The 12797-nt window shown below is 66.6% G+C and carries 24 protein-coding genes; 3 read left to right on the top strand and 21 right to left on the bottom strand.

All coding sequences use genetic code 11. The annotated features are described in order from the left end of the window. Positions 1-70 precede the first annotated feature (70 nt). The 21 genes from rplO to rpsJ form a co-directional block, all read right to left on the bottom strand. A complete protein-coding gene (gene rplO, locus IE278_RS28500) occupies positions 71-526 on the bottom strand; it encodes a 50S ribosomal protein L15 (protein ID WP_107022203.1) in 456 nt (151 codons plus the stop codon). Positions 527-528: 2 nt separating this feature from the next. Continuing rightward, on the bottom strand, positions 529-711 hold the full coding sequence (gene rpmD, locus IE278_RS28495) for a 50S ribosomal protein L30 (protein WP_107022202.1): 183 nt from the start codon (positions 709-711) through the stop codon (positions 529-531). Between the two features lie 2 nt (positions 712-713). Further along, positions 714-1316, bottom strand: a complete 603-nt coding sequence (rpsE, locus tag IE278_RS28490) for a 30S ribosomal protein S5 (protein ID WP_055513610.1) — start codon at positions 1314-1316, stop codon at positions 714-716. Positions 1317-1358: 42 nt separating this feature from the next. After that, a complete protein-coding gene (gene rplR / locus IE278_RS28485) occupies positions 1359-1742 on the bottom strand; it encodes a 50S ribosomal protein L18 (RefSeq protein ID WP_189776125.1) in 384 nt (127 codons plus the stop codon). A 3-nt stretch (positions 1743-1745) separates the two neighbouring features. Next, the gene (gene rplF / locus IE278_RS28480; protein ID WP_189776124.1) at positions 1746-2285 is read right to left on the bottom strand and encodes a 50S ribosomal protein L6; all 540 of its coding nucleotides are present in this window, start codon (positions 2283-2285) and stop codon (positions 1746-1748) included. Between the two features lie 24 nt (positions 2286-2309). Beyond that, on the bottom strand, positions 2310-2708 hold the full coding sequence (gene rpsH / locus IE278_RS28475; protein ID WP_055614920.1) for a 30S ribosomal protein S8: 399 nt from the start codon (positions 2706-2708) through the stop codon (positions 2310-2312). A gap of 235 nt (positions 2709-2943) precedes the next feature. Further along, a complete protein-coding gene (locus IE278_RS28470; protein WP_003948630.1) occupies positions 2944-3129 on the bottom strand; it encodes a type Z 30S ribosomal protein S14 in 186 nt (61 codons plus the stop codon). A gap of 5 nt (positions 3130-3134) precedes the next feature. Further along, complete coding sequence (rplE, locus tag IE278_RS28465) at positions 3135-3692, bottom strand: 50S ribosomal protein L5 (protein ID WP_107022199.1); 558 nt, start codon at positions 3690-3692, stop codon at positions 3135-3137. Further along, entirely contained in the window at positions 3692-4015 is a 324-nt protein-coding gene (gene rplX, locus IE278_RS28460; protein WP_189776123.1) for a 50S ribosomal protein L24, read from the bottom strand. Before rplX ends, rplE begins: the two co-directional genes overlap by 1 nt. A 2-nt stretch (positions 4016-4017) precedes the next feature. Beyond that, positions 4018-4386 carry a 50S ribosomal protein L14 gene (gene rplN, locus IE278_RS28455; RefSeq protein ID WP_003992364.1) on the bottom strand — a complete coding sequence of 123 codons (369 nt, stop codon included), beginning with the start codon at positions 4384-4386 and terminating at the stop codon, positions 4018-4020. A 102-nt stretch (positions 4387-4488) separates the two neighbouring features. Beyond that, on the bottom strand, positions 4489-4776 hold the full coding sequence (rpsQ, locus tag IE278_RS28450; protein WP_107022197.1) for a 30S ribosomal protein S17: 288 nt from the start codon (positions 4774-4776) through the stop codon (positions 4489-4491). Continuing rightward, a complete protein-coding gene (gene rpmC / locus IE278_RS28445; RefSeq protein WP_003998824.1) occupies positions 4773-4997 on the bottom strand; it encodes a 50S ribosomal protein L29 in 225 nt (74 codons plus the stop codon). Before rpmC ends, rpsQ begins: the two co-directional genes overlap by 4 nt. Continuing rightward, on the bottom strand, positions 4997-5416 hold the full coding sequence (gene rplP / locus IE278_RS28440; protein WP_099500627.1) for a 50S ribosomal protein L16: 420 nt from the start codon (positions 5414-5416) through the stop codon (positions 4997-4999). Before rplP ends, rpmC begins: the two co-directional genes overlap by 1 nt. A 5-nt stretch (positions 5417-5421) precedes the next feature. After that, positions 5422-6273: a 30S ribosomal protein S3 gene (gene rpsC, locus IE278_RS28435; protein WP_107022196.1), complete on the bottom strand. Its 852-nt coding sequence runs from the start codon at positions 6271-6273 to the stop codon at positions 5422-5424. Continuing rightward, positions 6273-6620, bottom strand: coding sequence for a 50S ribosomal protein L22 (gene rplV / locus IE278_RS28430; protein WP_030619142.1), 348 nt, complete (start codon positions 6618-6620; stop codon positions 6273-6275). The genes rpsC and rplV overlap by 1 nt, the downstream gene beginning before the upstream one ends. Positions 6621-6661: 41 nt before the next feature. Then, the gene (gene rpsS, locus IE278_RS28425) at positions 6662-6943 is read right to left on the bottom strand and encodes a 30S ribosomal protein S19 (RefSeq protein WP_006376029.1); all 282 of its coding nucleotides are present in this window, start codon (positions 6941-6943) and stop codon (positions 6662-6664) included. A gap of 12 nt (positions 6944-6955) precedes the next feature. Then, complete coding sequence (gene rplB / locus IE278_RS28420; protein ID WP_028805741.1) at positions 6956-7792, bottom strand: 50S ribosomal protein L2; 837 nt, start codon at positions 7790-7792, stop codon at positions 6956-6958. 39 nt (positions 7793-7831) lie between these two features. Beyond that, positions 7832-8248 carry a 50S ribosomal protein L23 gene (gene rplW / locus IE278_RS28415; protein ID WP_189776122.1) on the bottom strand — a complete coding sequence of 139 codons (417 nt, stop codon included), beginning with the start codon at positions 8246-8248 and terminating at the stop codon, positions 7832-7834. Next, complete coding sequence (gene rplD, locus IE278_RS28410; RefSeq protein ID WP_189776121.1) at positions 8248-8904, bottom strand: 50S ribosomal protein L4; 657 nt, start codon at positions 8902-8904, stop codon at positions 8248-8250. Before rplD ends, rplW begins: the two co-directional genes overlap by 1 nt. Positions 8905-8911: 7 nt before the next feature. Further along, positions 8912-9556 (bottom strand): 50S ribosomal protein L3, encoded by a 645-nt coding sequence (rplC, locus tag IE278_RS28405; RefSeq protein WP_189776120.1) that lies wholly within the window; start codon positions 9554-9556, stop codon positions 8912-8914. 16 nt (positions 9557-9572) lie between these two features. Continuing rightward, positions 9573-9881 (bottom strand): 30S ribosomal protein S10, encoded by a 309-nt coding sequence (gene rpsJ / locus IE278_RS28400; protein ID WP_003948644.1) that lies wholly within the window; start codon positions 9879-9881, stop codon positions 9573-9575. A gap of 463 nt (positions 9882-10344) precedes the next feature. On the opposite strand from rpsJ, the gene IE278_RS28395 reads away from it, so the two are divergent. The 3 genes from IE278_RS28395 (at position 10345) to IE278_RS28385 (ending at position 12796) form a co-directional block, all read left to right on the top strand. Continuing rightward, entirely contained in the window at positions 10345-11049 is a 705-nt protein-coding gene (locus IE278_RS28395) for a hypothetical protein (RefSeq protein WP_189776119.1), read from the top strand. 162 nt (positions 11050-11211) lie between these two features. Continuing rightward, the gene (locus tag IE278_RS28390) at positions 11212-12126 is read left to right on the top strand and encodes an NADP-dependent oxidoreductase (RefSeq protein ID WP_189776118.1); all 915 of its coding nucleotides are present in this window, start codon (positions 11212-11214) and stop codon (positions 12124-12126) included. A gap of 202 nt (positions 12127-12328) precedes the next feature. Beyond that, complete coding sequence (locus tag IE278_RS28385) at positions 12329-12796, top strand: MarR family winged helix-turn-helix transcriptional regulator (protein WP_189776117.1); 468 nt, start codon at positions 12329-12331, stop codon at positions 12794-12796. Position 12797 lies beyond the last annotated feature (1 nt).

Genomic DNA, 12797 nt, shown 5'->3' with positions numbered 1-12797 from the left:
AACCGGGGATGCCCCTTTTGTGGGGCATCCCCGGTCGGGATCGCTCAAGTCATCGAGTCGCCTGAAGTGATCAGATCAGCTCGGTGACGGTACCGCCGGCGGCGGTGATCTTCTCCTTGGCGGAGCCGGAGACGGCGTCGACCGTCACCTGCAGTGCCACGGAGATCTCGCCCTGGCCGAGGACCTTGACGAGGCTGTTCTTGCGAACCGCACCGTTGGCGACGAGTCCCTCGACGGTGACCTCGCCACCCTCCGGGTACAGCGACGCCAGCTTGTCGAGGTTCACGACCTGGTACTCGGTCTTGAACGGGTTCCGGAAGCCCTTGAGCTTCGGGAGACGCATGTGGAGGGGCATCTGGCCACCCTCGAAGCGCTCCGGAACCTGGTAACGGGCCTTCGTGCCCTTGGTACCACGACCGGCCGTCTTGCCCTTGGACGCTTCACCACGACCGACTCGCGTCTTCGCGGTCTTGGCGCCCGGGGCGGGACGGAGGTTGTGGATCTTGAGCGGGTTGTTCTCCGCCATGATCAGTCGACCTCCTCAACCGTCACGAGGTGGCGGACGGTGTGAACCATTCCGCGGAACTCGGGGCGGTCCTCCTTGACGACCACATCGTTGATCCGCTTGAGACCAAGCGAACGAAGGGTGTCACGGTGGTTCTGCTTGCTGCCGATGAACGACTTCTTCTGCGTGATCTTGAGCTGAGCCATGATTACGCACCCGCTCCCGCACGTGCACGCAGGAGAGCCGCGGGGGCGACGTCCTCGAGGGGCAGACCACGGCGAGCCGCGATCTCCTCGGGACGCTGCAGGCCCTTGAGGGCCGCCACGGTCGCGTGCACGATGTTGATCGCGTTGGAAGAGCCGAGCGACTTCGACAGGATGTCGTGAACGCCGGCGCACTCCAGGACAGCACGCACCGGGCCACCGGCGATAACGCCGGTACCGGGGGAGGCAGGCTTGAGCAGGACGACGCCCGCGGCCTTCTCGCCCGTGATCGGGTGCGGGATGGTGCCCTGGATACGGGGGACCTTGAAGAAGTGCTTCTTGGCCTCTTCAACACCCTTGGCGATCGCGGCCGGCACCTCCTTGGCCTTGCCGTAACCGACACCGACGGTGCCGTCACCATCGCCCACCACGACCAGCGCGGTGAAGCTGAAGCGACGACCACCCTTCACAACCTTGGCGACGCGGTTGATCGCGACAACGCGCTCAACGTACGCGGTCTTCTCGGCAGCTGCGCCGCCGTCACGGCCCTTCCGGTCCCGCCGCTCGCCGCCACCGGCACCGCTTCCGCGGCGCTGGGGTCCAGCCATTGGAATTACCTCTCTCTGTTTCCGCTAGCTACGGAACAGGACTCAGAACTTGAGTCCGGCTTCGCGGGCGGCGTCCGCCAGAGCGGCAATGCGCCCGGCGTACTGGTTTCCACCACGGTCGAATACGACAGCCTCGACACCGGCGGCCTTGGCGCGCTCGGCGACCAGGGCGCCGACCGACTTGGCCTGCTCGGACTTGTCGTTCTCGCCGCCGCGGATGGACGTGTCCAGGGTGGACGCCGACGCGAGGGTGTGACCCTTAACGTCGTCGATCACCTGGGCCACGATGTGGCGGTTGGAGCGGGTCACGACCAGGCGAGGCCGCTCAGCCGTACCGGAGATGTGCTTCCGGATGCGGATGTGACGTCGCTTGATGGCAGCACGCTTGTAAGCGTCGCCCTTAGCAATCTTGACACCGTATGCCATGGCTTACTTACCCGCCTTTCCGACCTTGCGCCGGACGACTTCGCCCTCGTACTTGACGCCCTTGGCCTTGTACGGGTCGGGCTTGCGCAGCTTGCGGATGTTGGCCGCAACCTCGCCGACCTTCTGCTTGTCGATTCCCTCGACCGAGAAGTGCGTCGGGTTCTCGACCTTGAACGAGATGCCCTCGGGCGCCTCGACCGTGATCGAGTGGCTGTAGCCGAGCGAGAATTCCAGGTTGGAACCCTTCGCCAGGACGCGGTAACCGACACCGCTGATTTCGAGCTTCTTCACGTAACCCGTGGTCACGCCGGTGATCATGTTCGCCACCAGCGTGCGGGACAGGCCGTGCAGGGCCTTGTTCTGACGCTCGTCGTTCGGGCGGGTGACATTGAGAATGCCGTCCTCACCCTTCGCGATCTCGATCGGTGCCGCAATGGTGTGGGAGAGAGAGCCCTTGGGGCCCTTCACCTGGACCGTACGGCCGTCGATGGTGACGTCCACGCCGGCGGGAACCGTGATGGGGAGCTTGCCAATACGCGACATAGCTGTTTCCTCCGTTCCCTTCCGCTACCAGACGTAGGCGAGAACTTCTCCGCCTACGCCCTTCTTGCCGGCCTGCTTGTCGGTGAGGAGACCGTGCGACGTGGAGATGATCGCCACGCCGAGGCCACCCAGCACCTTGGGCAGGGAGGTGGACTTCGCGTACACACGCAGACCCGGCTTCGAGATCCGCTTGATGCCCGCGATGGAGCGCTCACGGTTCGGGCCGAACTTCAGCTCGAGGACGAGCTTCTTGCCGACTTCGGCGTCCTCGACCTTCCAGCCGGTGATGAAGCCCTCCTGCTGGAGGATCTCCGCGATGTGCGACTTGATCTTGCTGTGGGGCATCGCGACATCGTCGTGGTACGCCGAGTTCGCGTTACGCAGACGAGTAAGCATGTCTGCGATGGGATCAGTCATGGTCATGAATTGGCCTTCGGCCTCTCTCGCCGGGGTTTCCTGTATGCGCCATCCCTCTCCCCACTCAGTGGCGGGACGGGTGCGGTGCGGGGACCTACGGCGTAGTAAGCGTTAACTAGTGGGCTGTACCCACGTGCGTCCGGGCGGCAGACGCCCAACCCTCCTAGCCTAAGCCATGGAGGGGAGAGCCTCTGCCAACCCACTGCTTACCGAGAGCGTCCGGGGAGTCCTTTTAGGGGGACTACCAGGAGCTCTTGGTCACGCCCGGGAGCTCTCCACGGTGAGCCATCTCACGAAGGCACACACGGCAGAGACCGAACTTGCGGTACACGGAGTGCGGGCGGCCGCAGCGCTGGCAACGGGTGTAGCCACGCACACCGAACTTGGGCTTACGAGCAGCCTTGGCAATCAGAGCCTTCTTCGCCATCTCGCTTACGCCTCCTTGAAGGGGAAGCCGAGGTGACGGAGAAGGGCACGGCCTTCGGCGTCGTTGGTCGCCGTGGTCACCACGGTGATGTCCATACCCCGGACGCGGTCGATCTTGTCCTGGTCGATCTCGTGGAACATGACCTGCTCGGTGAGACCGAAGGTGTAGTTGCCACGACCGTCGAACTGCTTGGGAGACAGACCACGGAAGTCGCGGATGCGCGGAAGCGCGAGCGACAGGGTGCGGTCCAGGAACTCCCACATGCGGTCGCCACGAAGCGTGACGTGGGCACCGATCGGCTGACCCTCACGCAGCTTGAACTGCGCGATGGACTTGCGGGCCTTGGTGACGGCCGGCTTCTGACCGGTGATCGTGGTGAGGTCGCGGATGGCGCCCTCGATCAGCTTGGAGTCGCGGGCGGCGTCGCCCACACCCATGTTGACCACGATCTTGACGAGGCCCGGGGTCTGCATGACGTTCTCGTACGAGAACTCTTCCTGCAGCTTGCCCGCGATCTCCTCGCGGTACTTCGTCTTCAGACGCGGAATGGTGGTGGTAGCCATCAGATGTCCTCACCCGTCCGCTTGGCAACGCGGATCTTGTTGCCTTCGTCGTCGAAGCGGAAACCGACGCGCGTGACGACCTTGTTCCCGTCCTTCTCCACGACCAGCTGGACGTTGGAGACGTGGATGGGAGCCTCGGTCGTGACGATGCCACCGGCCTGCGAACCACGAGCGGTGGGACCGGCCTTCGTGTGCTTCTTGACCCGGTTGACACCCTCGACCAGGACGCGCTCGTCGCGCGGGTAAGCGGCAATGACCTTGCCCTGCTTGCCCTTGTCCTTACCGGTGATGACCTGAACCAGGTCGCCCTTCTTGATCTTCATGCTTACAGCACCTCCGGCGCGAGCGAGATGATCTTCATGAACTTCTTCTCGCGCAGCTCACGGCCGACAGGGCCGAAGATACGGGTGCCGCGAGGGTCGCCGTCGTTCTTCAGAATGACGGCGGCGTTCTCGTCGAAGCGGATGTACGAGCCGTCGGGACGGCGACGCTCCTTGACAGTGCGAACGATGACCGCCTTGATGACGTCACCCTTCTTCACATTGCCGCCGGGGATCGCGTCCTTGACGGTGGCGACGATGACGTCACCGATGCCCGCGTAGCGGCGACCGGAGCCACCGAGCACACGGATGCAAAGGATTTCCTTCGCACCAGTGTTGTCGGCGACACGCAGTCGCGACTCCTGCTGGATCACGTCTATCTCCTGATTGTCTGCCGGTTCCCGGCAGGGGCCCCTTCACGGGAACCCCTGCCGAGCCTGGCGGAACCAACCTGAGGGAAACCCCTCAAGTACTTGCTACTTGGCCTTCTCAAGGATCTCGACGATGCGCCAGCGCTTCGTCGCGGACAGCGGACGGGTCTCCATGATGACAACCCGGTCGCCGACGCCCGCGGCGTTCTGCTCGTCGTGCGCCTTGAGCTTGTTCGTACGGCGGATGACCTTGCCGTACAGCGCGTGCTTGACGCGGTCCTCGACAGCGACGACGACGGTCTTGTCCATCTTGTCGCTGACGACGAGACCCTCACGGGTCTTGCGGAAGCCGCGGCTCGTCTTGGTCTCTTCGGTCACGTTGTTCTCGCTCATGCGCTCTCCACCGTCTCGATGCCCAGCTCGCGCTCACGCATCAGGGTGTAGATCCGCGCGATGTCCTTGCGGACGGCCTTGAGCCGCCCGTGGTTTTCGAGCTGACCGGTCGCCGCCTGGAAGCGGAGGTTGAACAGCTCTTCCTTGGCTTCGCGAAGCTTCGCGAGAAGCTCCTCGTCACCCAGTTCGCGCAGCTCGGACGCCTTGGTACCGGCCGACATCACGCTTCACCTGCCTCGCGCTTGACGATCCGGCACTTCATCGGCAGCTTGTGGGCTGCGCGAGTGAGGGCCTCACGGGCGATCTTCTCGTTGGGGTAGGACAGTTCGAACATGACCCGGCCCGGGTGCACGTTCGCGACCCACCACTCGGGCGAACCCTTACCGGAACCCATGCGGGTCTCGGCGGGCTTCTTCGTCAGCGGGCGGTCCGGGTAGATGTTGATCCAGACCTTGCCGCCACGCTTGATGTGGCGGGTCATCGCGATACGAGCCGCCTCGATCTGGCGGTTCGTGACGTATGCCGGCGTGAGGGCCTGAATGCCGTACTCGCCGAACGAAACCTGCGTACCGCCCTTGGCCTGACCGCGGCGCTTCGGGTGGTGCTGCTTGCGGTGCTTGACCCTACGAGGGATCAGCATTTCGGTCAGGCCTCCGTTCCGGTGCTCTCGGCCGGAGCGGCAGCGGCGGCGGGAGCGTCGGCCTTGGGGGCCTCGGCTGCCGGCGCGGACTGCTGCTGCGGCTTGCGGCCACGGCCGCCACGCTCGCCACCACGACCGCCACGGGCCGGGCGGTCGCCGCCGCCACCGGCTCCACCACGGGCCGGGCGGTTACCCGCACGGGCCGCGGCGTTCTCGGCGCGGACCTCGGCGATGTTCTTGACATCGCCCTTGTAGATCCAGACCTTCACACCGATGCGGCCGAAGGTCGTCTTGGCCTCGAAGAAGCCGTAGTCGACGTTCGCGCGGAGCGTGTGCAGGGGCACGCGGCCCTCGCGGTAGAACTCCGAGCGGGACATCTCGGCGCCGCCGAGACGGCCACCACACTGGATCTTGATGCCCTTGGCGCCGGCCTTCATCGTGCCCTGCATGCTCTTACGCATGGCGCGACGGAAGGAGACGCGGGAGGACAGCTGCTCGGCGACGGCCTGGGCCACCAGCTGAGCGTCCGTCTCCGGGCTCTTGACCTCAAGGATGTTCAGCTGGACCTGCTTGCCGGTCAGCTTCTCCAGGTCACCGCGGATGCGGTCGGCCTCGGCGCCACGGCGGCCGATGACAATGCCCGGGCGCGCGGTGTGGATGTCCACACGGACGCGGTCACGGGTGCGCTCGATCTCCACCTTCGAGATGCCGGCGCGCTCCATGCCGGACGTCATCATCCGACGGATGGCGACGTCTTCCTTGACGTAGTCCTTGTACAGCTTGTCGGCGTACCAGCGGGACTTGAAGTCCGTGGTGATGCCGAGCCGGAACCCATGCGGGTTAACCTTCTGGCCCATTACCGGGTTCCTTCCTTGCTGCTGACGACCACGGTGATGTGGCTGGTCCGCTTGCGGATCCGGTAGGCGCGGCCCTGGGCGCGCGGACGGAACCGCTTCAGGGTCGGACCCTCGTCGACGTACGCCTCGGAGATGACGAGGCTGTCGGCGTCGGTGTGGTCGTAGTTGTGTGCGGCGTTGGCGATGGCGCTGTCAAGCACCTTGCCGACGGGCACGCTCGCGGCCTGCGGGGCGAAACGCAGGACCGCCTGAGCCTCCGTGGCATCCATGCCACGGATAAGGTCCACCACACGGCGGGCCTTCATGGGCGTGACGCGGATGTACCGCGCCTGGGCCCTGGCTTCCATGGTTGTCCTTCCAGTGTCTGTCATGGTCATTCCACCCCGCGTTAGCGGCGCTTCGACTTCCGGTCGTCCTTGACGTGACCCCGGAAGGTGCGCGTCGGCGAGAACTCGCCGAGCTTGTGGCCGACCATCGACTCGGTGACAAACACCGGAATGTGGGTCTTGCCGTTGTGCACCGCGATCGTGTGGCCGAGCATGGCCGGGATGATCATCGAGCGACGGGACCAGGTCTTGATGACGTTCTTGGAACCGGCTTCGTTCTGTACGTCCACCTTCTTGATCAGGTGGTCGTCGACGAAGGGCCCCTTCTTGAGACTGCGCGGCATCTAAACCCGCTCCTAGCGCTTCTTGTTCGTCTTGCGGCGGCGGACGATGTACTTGTTCGATGCCTTCTTCGGCGAACGAGTACGACCCTCCTTCTGACCCCACGGCGAGACCGGGTGACGTCCACCGGAGGTCTTGCCTTCACCACCACCGTGCGGGTGGTCAACCGGGTTCATCGCCACACCGCGAACGGTCGGGCGGACGCCCAGCCAGCGCTTGCGGCCGGCCTTGCCCCAGTTGATGTTCGACTGCTCGGCGTTGCCGACCTCGCCGACGGTGGCGCGGCAGCGCACGTCGACCAGGCGGATCTCTCCGGACGGCATGCGCAGGTGGGCCATCTGGCCCTCCTTCGCGAGCAGCTGCACGGAGGCACCGGCGGAGCGGGCGAACTTGGCACCGCCACCGGGACGGAGCTCGATCGCGTGGATCGTGGTACCGACCGGGATGTTGCGGAGCGCCAGGTTGTTGCCCGGCTTGATGTCGGCCCCGGGACCGTTCTCGACGCGGTCGCCCTGCGACAGGTTGCGGGGGGCGAGGATGTAGCGCTTCTCGCCGTCCGCGTAGTGAAGCAGCGCGATGCGCGCGGTGCGGTTGGGGTCGTACTCGATGTGCGCGACCTTCGCCGGCACGCCGTCCTTGTCGTGCCGACGGAAGTCGATCACTCGGTAGGCGCGCTTGTGTCCGCCACCCTGGTGGCGAACGGTCACACGACCGGCGTTGTTACGGCCGCCCTTGCTGTGCAGCGGGCGGACCAGCGACTTCTCCGGCGTGGACCGCGTGACCTCGACGAAGTCGGCGACGCTGGAGCCACGACGGCCCGGCGTAGTCGGCTTGTACTTGCGGATTCCCATTTCTCAGTCCTCGTCCGATATTCGGACCAGGGCGCTCCGTTAGGAGGCCTGGCCGAAGATGTCGATACGGTCGCCCTCAGCGAGGGTCACGATGGCGCGCTTGGTGTCAGCACGCTTGCCGAAGCCGCTCTTGGTCCGCTTGCGCTTTCCCTGGCGGTTGATCGTGTTGACCCCGGTGACCTTGACCGAGAAGACCGCCTGGACGGCCTGCTTGATCTGGGTCTTGTTGGCGCCCGGCGCGACGACGAAGGTGTACTTGCCCTCGTCGAGCAGCGCGTAGCTCTTCTCGGAGACGACCGGCTTGATGAGGACGTCACGGGGGTCCGTGAAGCTCTTGCTGATCGGCGTCTCTACGGTGTTCTTGCCCTCGGCCTCGTGGCGCTTCGCCTTGGCGATGCGCGCGGCCTTGGCGGCCTTGGCCGCCTTGGGGGCAATGCTCGGGTGACGCGTAGCCATCAGGCTTCGCTCCCTTCGGTGTCAGCGGCCTGGGGGCCAGACACGAAGGACTCGAAAGCGGCCTGGGTGAAGACCACGTCGTCCGAGACGAGAACGTCGTACGTGTTCAGCTGGCCCGGCTCCAGGATGTGGACCTGGGGCAGGTTGCGCGCGGAGAGCAGCGCGGCCTCGTCGGCACGGTCGATGACCAGGAGCAGGTTCTTGCGCTCCGAGATCTTGCCGAGCAGGACCTTCGCGGCCTTGGTGGAGGGGTTGTCGCCCTCGATCACGCCGGAGACGACGTGGATGCGAGCGTTGCGGGCCCGGTCGGTGAGGGCGTGGCGCAGGGCCGCGGCCTTCATCTTCTTCGGGGTCCGCTGCGAGTAGTCACGCGGCTGCGGGCCGTGGACGACGCCACCACCGGCGAACTGCGGGGCGCGGGTCGAGCCCTGGCGTGCGCGGCCGGTGCCCTTCTGACGGTAAGGCTTCTTACCGCCACCACGAACCTCGCCGCGGGTCTTGGTCTTGTGCGTGCCCTGGCGGGCAGCGGCCAGCTGGGCGACTACGACCTGGTGAAGCAGCGGGATGCTGATCTTCTCGACGTCGAAGATCTCCGCGGGGAGCTCGACCGTCCCGGTCTTGTCGCCTGCCGGCGAAATGATGTCAACAGTGCTCATCGGTACCTCAGGCCCCCTTGGCCGCTGTGCGGACCAGGACGAGGCCGCCGTTCGGACCGGGGACCGCGCCCTTGATGAGCAGCAGACCCTTCTCCGCGTCAACGGCGTGGACGGTCAGGTTCTGGGTGGTGACGCGCTCGTTGCCCATGCGACCCGCCATGCGGAGGCCCTTGAACACACGGCCCGGGGTGGCGCAGCCACCGATGGAGCCGGGAGAGCGGTGCTTGCGCTGGGTGCCGTGACCGGCGCCGAGTCCCTTGAAGTTGTGACGCTTCATGACACCGGCGAAGCCCTTGCCCTTGCTCGTACCGGTCACGTCCACCTTGACGCCGGACTCGAAGGTCTCAGCGGTGATCTCCTGGCCGAGGATGTACTCGCTGGCGTCAGCGGTACGGATCTCGACGAGGTGACGGCGGGGAGTGACGTCGGCCTTGGCGAAGTGGCCCTTGAGGGGCTTGTTCACCTTGCGCGGGTCGATCTCGCCGAAGGCGATCTGGACCGACTCGTAGCCGTCGACGTCATTCGTACGGACCTGGGTCACGACGTTGGGGCTGGCCTTGACGACGGTGACCGGAACAACACGGTTGTTCTCGTCCCACACCTGCGTCATGCCGAGCTTCTCGCCCAGGATGCCCTTGATCTGCTTAGCCATTCTCAGACCACATCCCTTAGAGCTTGATCTCGATGTCGACACCGGCCGGGAGGTCGAGTCGCATCAAAGAGTCAACGGTCTTGGGGGTCGGGTCGAGAATGTCGATCAGGCGCTTGTGCGTGCGCATCTCGAAGTGCTCGCGCGAGTCCTTGTACTTGTGCGGCGACTTGATGACGCAGTACACGTTCTTCTCAGTGGGCAGCGGCACCGGGCCCGCGACCGACGCACCAGTGCGCGTCACCGTCTCGACGATCTTCTTCGCCGAGGAATCGATGACCTCGTGGTCGTAGGCCTTGAGCCGGATGCGGATCTTCTGTCCCGCCATGGCTACTCAGTAGTCCTTTGTCTAGTGAAACGCTCTGCAACCCGCGGGTTCGCGTCCCCGCCTCCGACCCACGCGGTCGGGTGTGTCGCATCCTCACCGCAGAGATATCCATAAGCGGATTTCCCTGCCAGGGACACGGCCCATCCCAAAGACGACCGCGGAACCGGGGGCCGAACACCCACCGGGTGCCTGGTCTGCACCCCGCTGACACTTCCCGGAAGATTCCCGTACGTCCGCTCCAGCGCTGCCTTTCGGCAGTTGGCGCGACGAGTACTGTGGGACTCGCTTCCGGTCCTCCCGGCGGGAGGCGCGCAGCATCGGCACTCAACCGAGCAACCCCGACAGTCTGCCATACGGGGCGGGGAGCTGGCGAATCGAGCCCCAGAGGATACCCCCGGGGGGACGCGCGTCAAACACGGGCCGCCCCTACCCTGATCGTGTCGCCTCCGCCATGATCGGCGGCGTGAGCAGACGACTGGACCTGGAGCAGGCCGCGGCCCGGGCGGAACTACGCGGTCCGCACTGGCGGACCCAGGGGATCGAGACCTCCTCCACCCGCGAGGGCGAGACCGGCGAGTACCTGGTCGTACGGTTCACCTCCCCCTCCTGGCACATACGGCTGGTCGCCGTGGCGGACGAGGGCCGCTGGACGGACCTCCACTTCGTCTCGCCGACGCACACCGTGCGCGAACGGCGCCGGATCGCCTCCGCGGACGCGTGGGGCACCCTGCTCGACGAGGCCGCCGCCCGGGCGTCCCGCATCCGGCTGCAGCCCGCCAGGCTGCTGGCCCGTACATGCACGACCGGCTGGCTGGACTGGATCCACGGGGAACTGTGGCTGCTCCCTGACGCCCTGGTCCGCGTCCGCAGCGGCCTGCTGGACTCGACGGTGAACTCAGTCAGCGGTTCCATCGCGATGCCCCGCGACCCGTACACGGTCATGGCGTACGACCCCGAGGCGATCCTGGCCGGCCACCGCACGAACAAGGTGATCGACCTCGCCGGGATCGACCACGCGCGTCTGCACGGCGGCGTCACCACGTCCGGCCTGACCGCCCACATGACCGACGGCACCCACCACAAACTCCTGTGGAACACCTTCGAACCGACCCGCCGCCTCCTGCGGGACCGCCTCCTACCGGTACTGGGCCCACGCCTCACACACTGAGGCGCGAGCCCGGTCCGCAGACTCTCGGCGATCAGCACTCCTTCGAGCATCCGAGCCTCCTCGGCCAACTACTTGGCTAGCCACATAATCGGTGCTACTTTTTATGTGGCTGGCCACGTAAATGCGTGTCGCCAGATCGGCTCACCGAAGGAGACAGCTGTCATGAAGGCCATCGTTTTCGACGCGTTCGGCGGTACCGAGGTCCTGCACGAGGCCGAGATCGAGGTGCCGCAGCCCGGGCCCGGCCAGGTCCGCGTCCAGGTCCGGGCGGTCGGCGTCAACCCGGTGGACGGAAAGATCCGCTCCGGGATCATGGAGGCCATCTTCCCCACCACCCTGCCCGCCGTCCCCGGTGGCGAGATCGCCGGCATCGTCGACGCCCTCGGCGAAGGCGTCGACCGCTTCAAGGTGGGCGACGAGGTACTGGGCTGGTCCGAGACCGGCTCCTACGCCGAGTACGCGCTGGCCGACGCGACCGTCATCGCCCTCAAGCCCGCCGGCCTGGACTGGACCCACGCGGCAGCACTGCCCGTGGCGAGCGACGGCGCCGACCGGGTCCTGGACCTGCTCGACGTGAAGGCCGGCGAAACGCTGCTGATCCACGGCGCGTCCGGCGCGCTGGGCACGGTCGCCGTGCAGCTCGCCGTCGCCCGCGGCGCCCGTGTCATCGGCACCGCAGGCCCGGCCAACCAGGAGTACGTCACCTCGCTCGGCGCCACCGCCCTGGTCTACGGGGACGGCCTGGTCGAGCGGGTCCGCGCGCTCGCCCCGAGCGGTGTGGACGCGGTGTTCGACGCCGCGGGCAAGGGCGCGCTGGAGGACTCCATCACCCTGCGCGGCGGCACCGACCGGATCGTCACCACCGCCGACTTCCGGGCCCGCGAACTCGGCATCGTCTTCGCCGAGGGCCCCCAGCGCCGCTCAGCCACCAGGCTGGCCGAACTCGCTCAACAGGCCGCCGACGGCGACCTGGTACTCACCGTCGGCGCGACCCACCCGCTGGCCGACGCGGCAAAGGCCCAACAGTCCAGCGACGCAGGCCACACCCGCGGAAAACTGATCCTCACCATCAACTAACCTCCAGCCCCCTCCCCCAAGGGCCGCGGCCAACGACGCAATCTTTTCGCCCCTCAGGGGCGCGGGGAACGGCGCCGACCCCCGCCACCCCCGCCCCGGCCGACCGGATACGCTCCGGACCGCCGCCGCCCACCCCACCCCACCCGACCCACCCGCCCACCCGCCCACCCGCCCGCAGCCAGCGCCCCGCCCAGGAGCAGCAATGACCCACCCCGTGTCCGACCCCCCGAGCACGGCGCGCGACGGACGCCTCAGCTACGCCATATTCGTACTCGCCCGCACCCACCGCGGCCACGCCGCCGCCATGCTCCGCGCCATGAACCTGCACCCAGGTCAGGAACTGCTGCTGATGCAGCTCTTCGACCGCGACGGCCAGACACAGTCCGAACTCCTGGAAGGCGTCGGCCTCGACCACTCCACCGTCTCCAAGTCGCTGCGCCGCATGCAGGACGCCGGGCTCCTCACCCGAGAACCCGCCGAACACGACCGGCGCGTCCTGGTCGTCCGGCTGACCGACGCCGGCCGCGCCCTGCGCGCCCCCATCGCCGACATGTGGCGGACGCTGGAGGAGATCTCCGTCCGGGAGCTGACAGCGGAGCAGATCGAGGCGTTCACCGCGTCCGCCTACACGATCGAGCAGTCGATCAAGACTCACGGCTCCCAGCCCTGAC

The organism is Streptomyces tauricus, assembly GCF_014650955.1.
GTDB lineage: Bacteria > Actinomycetota > Actinomycetes > Streptomycetales > Streptomycetaceae > Streptomyces > Streptomyces tauricus.
The sequence above is the reverse complement of the archived record's forward strand: the minus strand, read 5'-3'. Positions and strand labels throughout refer to the sequence as shown.

Bases quoted from the DNA above. Each gene is read 5' to 3' on its own strand.
- IE278_RS28390 (WP_189776118.1), top strand. From the start codon at position 11,212: ATGAAGGCCATCGTTTTCGACGCGTTCGGCGGTACCGAGGTCCTGCAC.
- rpsH (WP_055614920.1), bottom strand. From the start codon at position 2,708: ATGACCATGACTGATCCCATCGCAGACATGCTTACTCGTCTGCGTAAC.
- rplB (WP_028805741.1), bottom strand. From the start codon at position 7,792: ATGGGAATCCGCAAGTACAAGCCGACTACGCCGGGCCGTCGTGGCTCC.
- rplF (WP_189776124.1), bottom strand. From the start codon at position 2,285: ATGTCGCGTATTGGCAAGCTCCCCATCACGGTTCCCGCCGGCGTGGAC.
- rpsC (WP_107022196.1), bottom strand. From the start codon at position 6,273: ATGGGCCAGAAGGTTAACCCGCATGGGTTCCGGCTCGGCATCACCACG.
- rplD (WP_189776121.1), bottom strand. From the start codon at position 8,904: ATGAGCACTGTTGACATCATTTCGCCGGCAGGCGACAAGACCGGGACG.
- rplR (WP_189776125.1), bottom strand. From the start codon at position 1,742: ATGGCATACGGTGTCAAGATTGCTAAGGGCGACGCTTACAAGCGTGCT.
- rpsS (WP_006376029.1), bottom strand. From the start codon at position 6,943: ATGCCGCGCAGTCTCAAGAAGGGGCCCTTCGTCGACGACCACCTGATC.
- rplO (WP_107022203.1), bottom strand. From the start codon at position 526: ATGGCGGAGAACAACCCGCTCAAGATCCACAACCTCCGTCCCGCCCCG.
- rpsJ (WP_003948644.1), bottom strand. From the start codon at position 9,881: ATGGCGGGACAGAAGATCCGCATCCGGCTCAAGGCCTACGACCACGAG.
- IE278_RS28385 (WP_189776117.1), top strand. From the start codon at position 12,329: ATGACCCACCCCGTGTCCGACCCCCCGAGCACGGCGCGCGACGGACGC.
- rplP (WP_099500627.1), bottom strand. From the start codon at position 5,416: ATGCTGATCCCTCGTAGGGTCAAGCACCGCAAGCAGCACCACCCGAAG.
- rplW (WP_189776122.1), bottom strand. From the start codon at position 8,248: ATGGCTACGCGTCACCCGAGCATTGCCCCCAAGGCGGCCAAGGCCGCC.
- rpsE (WP_055513610.1), bottom strand. From the start codon at position 1,316: ATGGCTGGACCCCAGCGCCGCGGAAGCGGTGCCGGTGGCGGCGAGCGG.
- rpmD (WP_107022202.1), bottom strand. From the start codon at position 711: ATGGCTCAGCTCAAGATCACGCAGAAGAAGTCGTTCATCGGCAGCAAG.
- rplX (WP_189776123.1), bottom strand. From the start codon at position 4,015: ATGAAGATCAAGAAGGGCGACCTGGTTCAGGTCATCACCGGTAAGGAC.
- IE278_RS28470 (WP_003948630.1), bottom strand. From the start codon at position 3,129: ATGGCGAAGAAGGCTCTGATTGCCAAGGCTGCTCGTAAGCCCAAGTTC.
- rpsQ (WP_107022197.1), bottom strand. From the start codon at position 4,776: ATGAGCGAGAACAACGTGACCGAAGAGACCAAGACGAGCCGCGGCTTC.
- rplE (WP_107022199.1), bottom strand. From the start codon at position 3,692: ATGGCTACCACCACCATTCCGCGTCTGAAGACGAAGTACCGCGAGGAG.
- rpmC (WP_003998824.1), bottom strand. From the start codon at position 4,997: ATGTCGGCCGGTACCAAGGCGTCCGAGCTGCGCGAACTGGGTGACGAG.
- rplV (WP_030619142.1), bottom strand. From the start codon at position 6,620: ATGGAAGCCAGGGCCCAGGCGCGGTACATCCGCGTCACGCCCATGAAG.
- rplC (WP_189776120.1), bottom strand. From the start codon at position 9,556: ATGGCTAAGCAGATCAAGGGCATCCTGGGCGAGAAGCTCGGCATGACG.